This is a genomic window from Acidimicrobiales bacterium (genome assembly GCA_041394265.1).
Taxonomy (GTDB): domain Bacteria; phylum Actinomycetota; class Acidimicrobiia; order Acidimicrobiales; family SZUA-35; genus JBBQUN01.
In genome coordinates this window covers 544249-558813 of record JAWKIO010000006.1, presented here as the reverse complement: position 1 = coordinate 558813, position 14565 = coordinate 544249, and the positions used below count along the sequence as shown (strand labels likewise).

Genomic DNA, 14565 nt, shown 5'->3' with positions numbered 1-14565 from the left:
TGACCAACACCGGCCATGGGGATCATCGTCGTCGTGGGCGATCCACGCTGAGGAGGCCGGCGACGATGTTGCGCTGGATGTCGCTGGTGCCAGAGTAGGCAAGGCCACCGATGGCGTTGCGCAGGTCGGATTCGAGGCCCAGCTCGAGGGTGTAGCCCTCGGCGCCGTGGACCGAGATGGCATCGATCGCCGACTGCACCGCCGCCTCGGAGGCCGCCAGCTTGGCGAGCGCACCGGCCATCGTGATCGACCGGCCCGACTCGTGGAGCGCTGCCGCCTTGTAGACGAGCAGCCTCGCCGATTCGTGGCGCAGCTTCATCTCGGCGATGCGATGCGACACGGCCTGGTACTTGCCGATCTGCTGCCCTGACTGGTGCCGGGTCCGGGCCCGGCTGATCGTGAGGTCGAGCGTGCGCTCCATCGCCCCCAGCTGGGCGGCGTAGAGGAAGGCCCGCTCGGCGTCGACCGCGTTCGAGAACACGCTGCCGCCGGCGCCCACCTTGCCGAGCACGTCGTCGATGGTCACGGCAACGTCGTGGAGGTGCACCTCGGCGAACGGGCAGCCGGCCAGTCCGGACTTGGGGATGGCTGGCCCGACCTCGACGCCGTTGCGGTCTGACTCGATCAGGAACGCCGTCTGGGCCCAGCGGCCCTTGGTCGGGTCGGTGGTGGCGAACACGATCAACACGTCGCACTGGGGCGCGAGCGTCACCCACGTCTTGGTACCGCTCAGCGTCCACGAGTCGTCGCCGGTCGGTGTGGCCAGCGTGGTGATACCGGCCGTGTCGGAGCCGGCGCCGGGTTCGGTCATGGCGAACGCCCCGATCGCCGAACCGTCGACCAGCGACGGCAGCCACCGTTCGAGCTGGGCAGCTGAGCCGGCGTCGGCCAGCGCTCGTTGCATGGCGAACACCTGCGAGGCGAGGGCGAACACCGTACCGTGGGCACCGGTCCCGAGGCCCAGCCCTTCGAACGCCAGGAGGGCCTCGACGATCGACCGGCCCTGCCCGCCGTACTCGGGATCGACCAGCAGGCCCAGAATGCCTGCCTCGGCGGCTGCGGCCCAAGCCTCGCTATCGAACGTGGTGGTGTCGGCCGGCATGGCGAACCTGGCAGCGAGGTCGGCCATCGCCATCTTGATCGGGTGCGCCGCATCGAGCATTGCGTCGAGCGCCGATACCTCTGAAGGTGAAGCGTCGAGCGTCGAGTCGCTCGAGGGCTGCGAGTCCGGCGCCGTCACCTCAGTCCATGGGGCGGTCGATTCGTGCTGGTTCTCGGTCATCGCACTCCCTCCGTGCCGACGCGTCGAGAGCGTCGCGTCCGTCTCCGCAGCACAGCATGCCTGCTGCCGTCGTGTCGGATGGAGGGGCGAATCTACTCTCACCCTCGATCGTTTGACTTCGTACGATGTAGTGCGTGATCGACAGCCTGGCATCACTCCTGGTCGCAGGAGCACAGCGAACCCCTGACGCGCCCGTGCTCATCGATCGCGACCCTGACGGCACGCCGATCACCGTCACCTACGCTCAGGCCGAGGAACGCACGGCCATCGTCGCCCAACTCCTCGTGGCCGCCGGTGTCGCTCCCGGCGACCGGGTCATGATCGCCAAGCGCAAGGGCATGTGCTCGTTCATGGCGGTCCACGGCATCCTCCGAGCGGGCGCCGTCGTGGTGCCCCTCGATCCGCTGGCCCCGGCCCCGGCGCTCCAGCCGCTCGTCGCCAACGCCCGCCCGACGGCCGTGATCGGCGACCCCAGCGTCATCGCCAAGCTCGACCTCGACACGACCGCACCCGACCTTCGCCTCGTGATCGAGGAGGTCACGCAGGAACTGGCCGGCACGGTGGCCGACGTTGCCGTGCCCGAGCCACTCACCGGTGAGCACCCCGCCTACATCATCTACTCGTCGGGCTCGACCGGGGTGCCCAAGGGCATCCTCCACAGTCACGCCAGCGGCCTTGCCTATGCCGCCATGTGCGCCGAGGAGTACGGCCTCACCGCCAGCGACCGCCTGGCCGCCATGACCCCACTCCACTTCGACATGTCGACCCTCGAGCTCTATGCCCTGCCGTTCGTCGGCGGGTCGTCGGCCATGTTCTCCGAGGCCGAACTCCGCTTCCCGGCCACCTTCACCGACCGGGCCGCCGCCGCTCGCTGCACCATCTGGTACGCCGTGCCGTACATGCTGCAGCAGATCGTGGAGCGGGGTGCCCTCGACGAGCGGGACCTCTCCACGCTCGCCACCATCGCCTACGGCGGTGAGGTCTACCCGGTCGAAGGACTGCGTCGTCTGATGGAGTTGTTCCCCGGCGTGCTCGTCACCAACGTGTACGGCCCGGCCGAGGTCAACGCGATCACCCACCACCATCTGACCGAACCGCCCGCCGCCGGGGTGTTCGAGACGCCGCTCGGCGTCCCGGCGATGGGGGTCGAGGCCATGGTGGTCGACGACGACCGCACCACGCCGCTCCCGATCGGCGAGACCGGCGAACTCGTCGTGTCCGCCCCCACCAGAATGATCGAGTACTGGGAGCGTCCCGACCTCGATGCCGCCACCCGCCTGGCCCGTAGCGACGGCCCCGACTGGTATCGCACCGGCGACCTCGTCCGCCTCGACGACGAAGGCGTGCTCTGGTTCGCCGGTCGCCGTGACCATCAGGTCAAGGTGCGAGGAGTGCGGCTCGAACTGGACTCGATCGAGGCCGTCGTGGCTGCCGCACCCGGCGTGTTGCACGCCGTGGTCGGACCCAACGAAGCGAGCGACGCCCTGTTGGCGGCGGTGGTGATGCGTGACGATGCCGAGTTCGACGAGCGATCGCTGCGGCGCTGGGTGTCGGCCCGGGTGTCGGCGGGTGCGCTGCCGGCGAGCTTCGTCGAGCGCGCATCCATGCCCGCCACTTCCAGCGGAAAGATCGACGTCAGACGGGTCCGCATCGAACTCGCAACGAGCAACGAACAGATGGAGGGAATCGATGGGGACAGCAGCGGGTGACGCAGGGCTCGCCGACGAGCTGATCGCACTCATCAACGACGAGATCACCCTGGACCCTTCAGTCCCGGTCGAGGGCAGCACCGACCTGCTCCTCACCGGACTCGTCGATTCGCTCGGCGTCGTGCAGATCGTGGAGTGGCTCGAAGACCGCACCGGCGTCGAGATCGACCCGGGCGACGTGATCCTCGAACACTTCCAGACCGTCGACCTCATGGTCGCATTCATGGATCGGTTGGCGACCGCTCGATGACGAGCGGCCCGGCCGTCGACAGGTCGCCGGCAGACGCGCCCGTAGCTTCGGCTACCGCGGTGCGACTCGGCACCCAGCTCACGCCGATGCAACGCGGGCTGTTGGCGTCGCAACGGCGCCATCCCGACTCGCCGCACCAGAACATGGCGCTCGTGTCGCACCTCGACGGTCCGATCGATCCGAGCGCGCTGGCTCGGGCGTTCACCACGGTCGTCAACCGGTTCGATGCGGTGCGCACCCGGATCGTCGACGCCGACAGTGGTGTGGTGGCGCAGGTTGCCCCGCCCGGAGAGTTGGCGGCGACCACCGAGGTGATCGAGCTCGACCGGTCGCAGGTGGCTGAGTGGGCCGCTCGTCGGGCGAGCCGGCCGATCGACCTGACCGTCGGCCCCGCCGACTCGGTGCTGCTTCGTCACGACGACGGCACCAGCTCGTGGTACCTCGCCTTCCACCACGTGGCCATCGATGCCACCTCGGCCGCCAAGGTGTTCGGCCTCGTCGGTGCGACCTACGACGCACTGCTGACCGGGACGGCGCTGCCCGCGGCCGGGCCGAACGACAGCTACTACCAGTGGTACCGGCAGGCGACTCGGACGCCGTCGCCGCGTGCAGCGAAGGCGGACCAGTTCTGGGCCACCCGCCGCGAAGCGCCGAAGATCGGACGGCTCTACGACGCCGTCACCAAGCCGACCCCACGCAGTCGCCGAGTCGAGGTCGACCCTGCCGACCGGCTCACTCGAGCCCGGGCCTTGCTCGACGGCGACCTTCGCATGCTCAGCGTCGAACTGGGCTGGACCACGCTGATGATCAGCGCCGCTGCGCTGTACCTGCACCGACTCACCGGTGCCGACCGGTTTGCCATCGGCATGCCGGTCCACAACCGCTCGACCCCTGAAGCCCGCGACGTGGTCGGACCGGTCATGGACGTCTTCGGTGTCGACATCACGATCGAACCCGACGACACCGCCCGCTCACTGCACAAGCGCATCGGCCGCTCGATCCTCACCACGCTGCGGAACGCCGAGCTCGGGCGGAGCGCACCAGCTGACTACGAGACCGTCGTCAACGTCATCCCGAACATGGGCTACGGCGACTTCAGCCTGATCCCGGCCTCGACCACGTGGATCCACGCCGGTGCCACCGACCCCACCCACCTCCTCCGAGTGCAGCTCACCGGCTATGGCCCCGAGCTCCAGCTGGCGCTCGACCTGAATGAGGCCGCCGCCGGTCCCGAACACGCCCGTCTCGCGCCCCAGCACTTCCTGGCCACGCTCGATGCCTTCCTCGACGGACTCGACGAGCCGATCGGCGCTCGCTCGATCGTGACCCCCGAGGAATCGGCGCAACTCGTCGCCTGGGGCACCGGCCCGACGCCGGTCGATCCTCGGGGTCCGGTCATCGAGCAGCTGCGCAGCGCCGTGAGCGCTCGGACCGACGTGGTGATCGAAGCGGCCGATGGTTCGTCGCCGCTGACCGGTGTCGAGCTGTGGGAGCGGGTTGACGCTCGGGCCGCCGAGCTCGCTGGGCTCGGGGTGCGCGCCGGTGACCGGGTGGCGGTCGAGCGGGGTCGTTCGGTCGACACCGTGATCGACATCTACGCCGTGATGACTCTCGGCGCTTCGTACGTCCCGCTCGACCCGGCCCAGCCCCGCGCCCGGCTCGACTCGCTCACCGAGCGAGCGGGCACGGTGCTGACCCTCACCGACGATGGGGCCCGAGGGCAACTTTGGCGCGGAGAACATCAAATCGAGGCTCCTGGCACCAACGTTGCGGGGGAATCGGTGCGGACTGAGCGCCCTGCCATCGGGACCGACGACGAGGCGTACCTGCTGTTCACCTCGGGGTCGACCGGTGAACCCAAGGGTGTGCCGATCACGCAGTGGGGATTGGCGGGGTATGTCCACTTCGCCCGCACGTCGTACTTCGATGCGGCGCCGGTGGCCGCCCTCTTCACGGCGCTCACCTTCGACCTCACCGTCACCACGCTGTTCGCTCCACTGTTGGCCGGTGGTCGACTGGTGGTGATCGACGCCGACGGCCCTGCGGCGGTGCGGGCGATTGCTGAGCGACCCGACATCACCTGGGCCAAAGCGACACCGTCACACCTCGACCTGCTGCTGCGGTGGCTGCCCGACGACCATGCGCTGCGGACCCTCGTTGTCGGTGGTGAGGCGTTCACCACCAGACTCGCTCGTCGGCTGTGGGCTTGGCATCCCGACCTCGTGCTGTTCAACGAGTACGGACCGACTGAAGCGGTGGTCGGCTGCATGATCCACCTGGCATCGTCCACGGAGACGCTGGCCGACGTGCCCATCGGTGTGCCTGCGCCCGGCGTTCGCCTCGCCGTGCTCGATCGCTACCGCCAGCCGGTACCGATCGGGGCGGTCGGCGAGCTCTACATCAGCCACGCCGGGGTGACGAACGGCTACCTCGGGTCGAGCGACGCAGGTCCGTCGACCGATGATCCGTTCGTGGAGATGGGTGGCCGGCGTTGGTACCGCTCGGGCGATCTGGTTCGCCTCGTCGGTGATCCAGTCACGCTCGTCTACCTCGGTCGGGCCGATGAGCAGGTCAAGATCGGTGGCATCCGCCTCGACCCGAGCGAGGTCGAGCAAGCCCTCGCCGCGCACCCCGCCATCTCGGTCGCCGCCGTGCGCGTGTGGTCGCCGGCCGAGGCGGTGCAGGCGACGGCGGTCAGCTACTGCGTTCGCTGCGGTCTGTCGTCACGGGTGCCCAGCACCACGTTCGACGCAAACGGTGTCTGCAACGTGTGCCACTCGCACGATCGGGTGAAGGTCGCCGCCGCCTCGTACTTCGGTACCCGAGACGACCTGGTCGCCATCCGCGACCGGGCACGGGCCGAGCGGACCGGTCGGTACGACGCCATCCATCTGCTGAGCGGGGGCAAGGACTCGACGTACGCCCTGTACCAGCTGGTCGAGCTGGGCTTCGAGGTGTTGGCGCTCACTCTCGACAACGGGTTCATCTCCGAGGAGGCGATGGCCAACGCCCGCCGCTCGGCTGCGGACCTCGGCATCGACCACGAGTTCATGACCACTCCGGCCATGAACGAGATCTTCCGCGACAGCCTCGAGCGGTTCTCGAACGTGTGCAACGGCTGTTACAAGGCGATCTACACGCTCGCCACGAACCGGGCGGTGGCCGAGGGCGTGCCCGTGATCGTCACCGGGTTGTCGCGGGGGCAGCTGTTCGAGACCCGCCTCATCCCGCAGCAGTTCAGCGGCGACCGATTCGACCCCGAGGCGATCGACCGGGCCGTGGTCGAGGCTCGTCGGGCGTACCACCGCAGCGACGATGTCCCGAACCGGTTGCTCGACACCAGCGTGTTCGCCGAGTCGGCGTTCGACGACGGCGACCTCTTTGACCGCATCCGCTACGTCGACTTCTACCGCTATGTCGACGTCGAACTGGCCGAGATGCTCGACTTCCTCGACCACTCGGCGCCGTGGGTGCGGCCCAGCGACACCGGGCGTTCCACCAACTGTCTGATCAATGCGGCGGGCATCCACAGTCACCTGATCGAGCAGGGCTACCACAACTACGCCGAGCCGTATGCGTGGGACGTGCGCCTCGGGCACAAGACCCGAGACGAGGCGCTGGCCGAGCTCGACGATCGCGACGACCTCGACGTGGTGCGTTCGATGCTGGCCGAGATCGACTACCAGCCGAAACCTCGTGAGGTGCTGACGGCGTGGGTGGAGGTGGCCGAGGGGCACTCGATGCCGGAGCCGGCGGCGCTGCGACACCACCTGGCCGACCTGCTCCCGGCACACGCCATTCCTGCGGCGTACGTGGCGGTCGAGCAACTGCCGACCACGACGAACGGCAAGCTCGACACGGCAGCCTTGCCGGCGCCCGAGCGGGTACACCGGCCTGGTCCGGCGTTGCATGTGGAGGCCACGTCTGACCTCGAACGGCTCGTGGTCGAGCGGTGGGAGCGGGTGCTGCGGATCGAGCCCATCAGCGCGACCGACGACTTCTTCGACCTGGGCAGCGACTCGCTCATGGCGCTCGAGATGATCGTCGACCTGGGGGAGCGGCTCGGCGTCGTGCTACCGGAGGAGATGGCGTTCACCAACACCACGCCACGGCTGCTGGCCGAGGCGATCGAGGTGTTGACGGCGACTGGCGGGACGGCGTCTGGCGAGTCGGGCCCCGAGGCTCGGTTGCCGGGTGCGGCGCCACAGTTCTCCGAGGGCGAGCTGGCGCTGTTGTTCCAGCACCTCGACGCGCCCGACGACCCTCGGTACAACATCTGCCGGTTGTATCGGGTCGAGGGTGGCGAGGATCGGGAGTTCGATGTCGAGCGGTTCGTTGCTGCCCTCCGTACGGTCGTCGATCGACACGTCCCGCTGCACTGGACGTTCGGGTTCCCCCGGGTGCGGTTGACCCCAGACGAGGCGATCGATCTGGTGATCGACCCGTTGCCGGCGATGCCGGACGAGATCCGAGCGAGCGCCGTGGCGCTGCAGTCGCAGCCGTTCGACCTCGACCACGGGCCGCTCCTACGGTGCCGTCTCCAGCCGATCGCGTCTGCGCCCGGTGAGGCTGATGGGGGAGCGATGTCGGTCGCCCTCGTCGTGCACCACCTATCGATCGACGCCACCAGCTTCGACCTGCTGTGGAGCGAACTCGACGCCGCCTACCGAGGTGAGTCGCTGCCCGAGCTCGAGGTGGACTACGCCGACGTCGCCGCCTGGCAGGCCGAGCAACCCCGTGACCGGGCCCGCGACCATTGGCTGTCGGTCAACGACGGGCAGGCGTTGCCTCGTCCCCACTGGTCGGCCGGGCTCGGCGCGGCTCCCGTGGGTTCCGCAGACGAAGGACCCCATGGCATCGACGCTGCGGCCCAAGCCGCAGCTGGCGGCCCGGCGACCGGGGCTGGCACGGCAAGCGAAGGCCCCGATGCCGCCGACGCTGCGGCCCGACCTGCCACGAGCGGCCCGGCCACGGAGACTGGCACGGTAGGAGAAGGTCCCGTCGACGCTGACGCTGCGGCCCGGCCCGCCGTGGGCGACGCGGCCACCCAGGCTGGCTACGTGGACCGACCAATCGCGCTGAAGCGCTCAGAGCTTGCCGGCGCTGACGGTGCCACCCCGTTCGTGACGGCGCTGGCCACGATCGCCACGGTGATCGGCGACGTCACCGACGGCGACCGGGTGGCCATCGGCATGGTCGGCTCCACTCGGGATCACGTGGCCGCCCGGCCGCTCATCGGGTACTTCATCAACCCACTGCCGATCGTGCTCGACCTGGGCGCCGACGACCTGCTCCGCCACACCGGTGAGACCGTTCGCACTGCACTCGCCCATCGGGCCTACCCGTACTCGGCGATGGTGGCCGACCGTCGAAAGGCCGGACTCGACCCACTCGACCTCGACGTGCTCGTCGCCCTCCAGGAGACGGCCCCGATCCGTCTCGGCGAGCACGGTGTCACGCAGGAGATCATCGGCACCGGTTCGTCAGTCGCCCCGGTGACGTTCTTCGTCCAACTGGAAGGCGAGTCGGTCACACTTGCGGTCGAGTACCAGGGCGGCACGCTGACCCCGGTCCTGGCCGATCAGCTGTTGGCCACGATCGAGAACCGCCTCGACGACCGGGTTGGTAGCGGGACCGGCGCTGGTGAAGTCGTCGACGCCGTTGCCGCCGCGCTAAGCGCCGCCACCTCGACCGGGCACGAGGTTGGTGAAGCAGACGCCGACAATGTCGCGCTGCAACTGCAGCCCGTCGCAGCGGACTCCTCCGAGCTTGCCGAGAACGGCGTCGCCGCCGAGGTGCTCGATCGCGGAGCAGCCACCTCAGCCGCTGCGAACCAGGTACTTGCGGCCGTCGAGGCGCGGCCGTTGCACCAGCTCGTGTTCGATGTCGCCGCCGAACGGCCCGATGCCTCGGCTGTCGTCTGCGAGGGCGAGATGCTGTCGTACGGCGAGATGGTCGCTCGCGCCGGTGCGCTGGCGGAGCAGCTGCGCAGCCGTGGGGTCGGTTCAGGGTCGGTGGTTGGTATCGATGCCAGCCGTCGCTCGGAGTTCGCGATCGCAGCGCTCGGGGTGATGGCGACGGGTGCCGCGTTTGCCCCGCTCGATCCAGCTCTACCGTCGGCCCGGCTGTCGACGATCATCGAGACCGCCTGCATCAGCCTGGTCGTCTCGACCGATGCATCGCTGGTTGGGTGGTCGGCCGTCGACGTGGTTGCGGTCCCCGCTGCGGCCGATGCAGATGCCAGCTCATTCGACGTCGGTCCGCCGGTCGAGGCCAACGACCCGGCCTATGTGCTGTTCACCTCGGGCTCGACGGGCGTACCCAAGGGCGTGGTGGTGCGCCACGCGAACATCGTGGCGACCACGCTGGCCCGTACCGAGTTCTACCCCGAGCCGGTCGAGCGGTTCCTGGTGTTGTCGTCGTTCGCCTTCGATTCATCGTTCGCCGGTCTGTGGTGGGCGCTGAGCCAGGGTGGCACCGTGGTGCTTCCCGACGACGGGCTGCACACCGAGGTCACTCACCTGGGCGAGTTGATCGAGCGACACCAGGTCACCCAGCTGCTGGCGCTGCCCTCGTTGTATCGGTTGCTGATCAGCGAGAACGCACCGTCGCAGCTGGCGTCGCTGCGCGATGCCATCGTTGCCGGCGAGGAGTGTTCGCAGGCGGTGGTCGACCTGCACCGTGAGCGGCTCCCGCACGTTCGGTTGCACAATGAATACGGCCCGACCGAGGCGGCGGTGTGGAGCCACGCCTACACGTTCGGACCGGAGGTTCGTGCCGACGCCACGGTGCCGATCGGCCGGCCCATTCCCGGTGCGACGCAACGGGTGGTCGACGGCGAACTGTGGATCGGTGGTCGGGGAGTGGCGCTCGGCTATCTCGGGCGGCCCGACCTCACCGAGGAGCGTTTCGTCGAGGTCGACGGCGAGCGCTGGTATCGCACCGGCGACCGGGTGCTCGAACTCGACGACGGAGCACTTGCGTTCCACGGCCGGATCGATCACCAGATCAAGCTGCGTGGTCATCGGATCGAGACCGGCGAGATCGAGCGAGTCATGCGCTCCCACCCGGCCGTCGACGAGGCCGTGTGTACGCTGGTCGAGCCGCCTGATCGTCCGGCGCCGACCCTCGGCGTGTGGCTCGAGACCAATCGACCGGTCGCCGAGGACGAGCTCCGAGCGCATGCTGCGGCGCTGCTGCCCGAGGTCATGCGGCCCGGCGTGTACGTCTTCGTCGATGCCCTCCCAACCAACGCCAACGGCAAGATCGACCGCTCGTCGCTCGTGGTTCCGCCGGTTCGTTCGCAGGCGGACGGGGGAGCGCCCCCAGTAGCGGTGGCGGCCGAGGTGGCGCCGACCGACATCGTGGCCGCAATGCTCGACGTTCCGTTGGCGCCGGCGTCTGAGGTGGTCACCACGACCGAGTCAGTCGGCATAGCCGCCCCCGGATCGTCCAAGGCAGGTGAGGACTCGCCGGGCGGGCTGTCGGTCGATGCTGACCGATCGGGAGCCGACGAGAGCGGAGCCGAGCCGGTGGCCGACCGTTCGCTCGGTGCCACGGTGCCCGAGACGGCGGACCCCGACGCCGACGTGGCCGACCAGCTGTCGGTGCTCTGGGCCGAAGCGCTCGGCGTCGAGGCGGTCGGTTTCGACGACAACTACTTCGACCTCGGCGGCGACTCGATCATCAGCATCCAGATCGTGGCTCGGGCCCGCAGGCTGGGACTCGATCTCAAGCCTCGGGATGTGTTCGAGCATCAGAGCGTGCGAGCACTGGCGGGCCATCTCGCCTCGACCAGCGATCCCGGTCTCGAAGTTCGCGAGCACCGGGCTGCGTCGGCCGATCAGCTCACTGGCCCGGAGACGGCGACCACGGCGCCAGGTACGGACACGGCGCCAGGTACGGACACCGACGCCGCCTCGTCGACCTCCCCGCCGCTGCTGCCGATCCAGCGCTGGCTGCTCGATCAGGAGCTCACCCATCTCGATCACTGGGCCCAGTACCGGTGGCTCGATCTTGCCGACGACGTCGACCTCGATCGGCTCGAGTCGGCAGCCCGGACGCTTCCGCTCGTCCACCCTGCGCTCCGGCACCGGTTCCGACGAACGGAGGCTGGCTGGGTCATCGACGTCGAGCCCTCTGACTCGCCTTCGCTGATCGGCATCGAGCGCCACGACCTCACTGCCGATTCCAGGTCCGGGTCGGCCAGATCAGCCTCCTCGGCGCACGACGGTCTCCGCACCGACGCTGGTCGTGAATCCGTGAACGGCGTCGACCCTCGTGGCCCCTTGTCCGACGGTGCGGACGCGACGAGTTCTCCTGCGAGGGCTGAGCACGATGCACTGGGGGGAGCCGTCGGTGATTCCATGAGTGGCGTCGTCCGCCAGGACCTTGGTGCGGTTCCAGTCGTCGAGTCCCGCACTGGACGCGATGCCGGTCAGCCCGAGCCTTCGTGGGCGGCGTACGCCGACGAGGTTGCATCTCGGATCAATCTGGCCAACGGGCCGACTGTTCGAGTTGCGACGTTCGTGGCCGGCGGTCGCCGACGCTGCCTGATCGTCGCTCATCACCTGGTGGTCGATGGGGTGTCGTGGTCGGTGCTGCTCGACGACTGGGCCGAGGCGTATCGATCGGGGGCGGCTCCGCAGGCGGGCGGCGATGTGAGCGACTGGGCACGAGTGCTCGGTTCGTCGGCAGTGCTGGCGGCCGTCCGCCCGCACTATCCGCTGTGGCACGAGATGGTCCCGGCGACCTCGAGCAGGAGTGCTGCTGCGACCGAGGCCGATGGACTCTCGGTCCGGCGCACGCTCCCGAGCGGGCAGACCGCCATGCTCCGCCGACGTGGCCACGAACGAGCCATCCTCTACGCGCTGGCGGTCGCCGGTCGCTCGGTGTTCGGCTGGGATCGGCTCGACGCGATCGTGGAAGGTCACGGCCGAGAATCCGAGGCGCTCGTCCCTGGTGCCGGACTCGACCTGAGCCGCACGGTGGGTTGGTGTACCAGCCATCATCCGATCTCGGTGCCTCTGGCCGTCGACGTCCAGCCGGTGGACCTGCGCCGATCGGTGGCCGACACACTCGGCTGGATCCCCGATCGGGGCATCGGCTTCGGGATCGGTCGCTACCTCGACCCGACCTCGGGGCTGGCGTATCGCCCGCTCCCGTCGGTGGTGGTCGGGTTCCTCGGGCGGGTCGACGCGCCGTCGGCCAACGACGACGTCTTCGCCGGCTCCGATCCGATGACGACCTCGATCCACCCATCGAACCCGCGGTTCCACGACCTCGGGATCCTGGCCTTCGTCGAGGGTGGTGAGCTGCACGTCGAGGTCGACGGCACCCGTCACCATCCACCCGGCCAGCTCGACGCCCTGGCCGACGCGATCCTGGCCGATCTCGTCGCCCAGGCTGACGAGGCGCCGCTCCCGCCGGCCGCCATCTCGCCCTCGCTCGTCGGCAAGCGCGAGCTGGTCTCGCTGTCGTCCTCCGCCCTCCGTCGAGTCACTGACCTCCTCGCCCGCGCCACCGACTCGAAGCCGCCCACCGGCTGACGGCCCCGATCGCCGCCCCCGGAGGTGGTCCAGGCCATCTCCGGTACGAGAGTGCCGTCTGCAGCGCTGAGGTACCGGAGATGTCTCCCGGGCCGGCGGCTGGCTCGGATCGGTGGTTGGAGGGTGCCGTTTTCGGCGCTGAGGTACCGCCGATGCGGCCGGCCGTGAGTCTGGCCTTGCCGGCGGTCCCGCTCGTTGCCACTGCGACCGGAGGATGCCGTTTGCGGTGTCGAGGTACCGGAGATGTCGCCCGGTCTGGCAGTCTGTCTCGGATCGGTGGTGGGAGGGTGTCGTTTTCGGCACTCAGGTACCGCCGATGCGGGCGGTCGTGGGTGCGAGCCGCTCGGGCTGGCCCTGGTCATCGCTGCTGCGATCGGAGGGTGCCGTTTGCGGTGTTGAGGTGCCGGAGATGGGTGCGGGTTGGTAATTGGTCCGGGATCGGTGGTGGGAGGGTGCCGTCTTTGGCGCTGAGGTGCCGCCGATGCGGCCGGTCGTGGGTCTGGCGGCTCGGGTGAGCCCTGGTCATCGCTGCTGCGTCGGGAGGGTGCCGTTTGCGGCACGGGGGCACCGGAGATGTGGCCCGTGCCGGTGGTTGGTCCGGGATTGGTGGTGGGAGGGGGCCGTCTTTGGCGCTGACGTGCCGGGTGCGGGCCGCCTGGGCGGCCCGTCCTGCCACTTCGGGCGGAGTGGTCCGAGGCGAAGGCTGGGATACTGGCGGATGTCGAGCGAAGGGGGAGCGATGATGACGACGCCGTGGGTGCGGGCCGAGATCCGTTGGCCAGCAGTGGGTCCGTCACGAGGGGTGCTGTGCGCATCGTTTCACTGAACGCGTGGGGTGGCGCAATGTTCGCCGAACTCGCGGCATGGTTGCCGACCTGTGGCGCCGACATCGTGTGTCTGCAGGAGGTCACCCGCGTCGCTGGACTGGGAGGGTCGACCCGTTTCGCCGACGGTGAACGGTCGCTTCCCCAACGCGCCAGTCTGTTCGACGACGTACGACGGCTGCTGCCCCGACACCGAGCCTCGTTCGTGGTGAGCGATGCTGGTCCCGTCACCACCGACGACGGGGTCGAGCATCGTCAGGACTTCGGCCTTGCCATGTTCGTGGCCGAGACGCATCCGGTCATCGGGGAGCGAGCGGACTTCGTCCACGGACACTTCGTCGACCACGTTGAGTGGCAGATCGCCGACCGGCCTCGATTGGCCCAGGCCGTGCGCGTGTTCGACCGATCGAGCAACACCGTGGTCACCGTCACCCACCTCCACGGACTGCGAGATCCGTCGGGCAAGGGCGACACACCGGAACGGCGAGCGCAAGCACAGCGGCTGGTCTCACTCATCCAATCGGTCCGCGAGCCGGGCGATCTCGCGGTCGTGTGCGGCGACTTCAACCTGTTGCCCGGGAGCGAGACGTTCGAGATCTTGGCGGGCATCGGCCTCGCCGATCTCGTTGGCACGGCCGACACTCGGACCAGCCGCTACACCAAGCCGAGTCGCCACGCGAACTACCTCCTCGTGTCGGATCCCTCCCGTGTCCGACGATTCGAGGCGCTGGCCGAACCCGAGGTCTCCGATCACCGCGCCCTCGTACTCGACCTCTGACCCGGGCGCCGCATTCAAGCCCGGTCGAGCTGACGTTTCTGTGCGTCAAACCCACCGGCAAAGCCGGACTGTGCCTCATTCTTCCCGGCTGCGGGAACTTTGGCGCACAGAACGGTGAGCGCGAGGACTTTGACGCACAGAACGGGTGGGTGTCGGTGTGAGGTTGGCGCGGGC

Annotated in this window: 5 protein-coding genes; 4 read left to right on the top strand and 1 reads right to left on the bottom strand. The window is 69.0% G+C overall.

The genetic code is table 11. The features are described from left to right. Positions 1-22 precede the first annotated feature (22 nt). The gene (locus R2733_26760) at positions 23-1282 is read right to left on the bottom strand and encodes an acyl-CoA dehydrogenase family protein (GenBank protein MEZ5380126.1); all 1260 of its coding nucleotides are present in this window, start codon (positions 1280-1282) and stop codon (positions 23-25) included. A 134-nt stretch (positions 1283-1416) separates the two neighbouring features. Between R2733_26760 and R2733_26755 the strand changes: the two genes are divergently transcribed. The 4 genes from R2733_26755 (at position 1417) to R2733_26740 (ending at position 14391) form a co-directional block, all read left to right on the top strand. Next, positions 1417-2991 carry an AMP-binding protein gene (locus R2733_26755; GenBank protein ID MEZ5380125.1) on the top strand — a complete coding sequence of 525 codons (1575 nt, stop codon included), beginning with the start codon at positions 1417-1419 and terminating at the stop codon, positions 2989-2991. Beyond that, positions 2972-3241, top strand: a complete 270-nt coding sequence (locus R2733_26750) for a phosphopantetheine-binding protein (GenBank protein MEZ5380124.1) — start codon at positions 2972-2974, stop codon at positions 3239-3241. The genes R2733_26755 and R2733_26750 overlap by 20 nt, the downstream gene beginning before the upstream one ends. Before the next feature lie 59 nt (positions 3242-3300). Continuing rightward, positions 3301-12789: an amino acid adenylation domain-containing protein gene (locus R2733_26745; protein MEZ5380123.1), complete on the top strand. Its 9489-nt coding sequence runs from the start codon at positions 3301-3303 to the stop codon at positions 12787-12789. A 753-nt stretch (positions 12790-13542) separates the two neighbouring features. Further along, a complete protein-coding gene (locus tag R2733_26740) occupies positions 13543-14391 on the top strand; it encodes an endonuclease/exonuclease/phosphatase family protein (protein MEZ5380122.1) in 849 nt (282 codons plus the stop codon). Positions 14392-14565 lie beyond the last annotated feature (174 nt).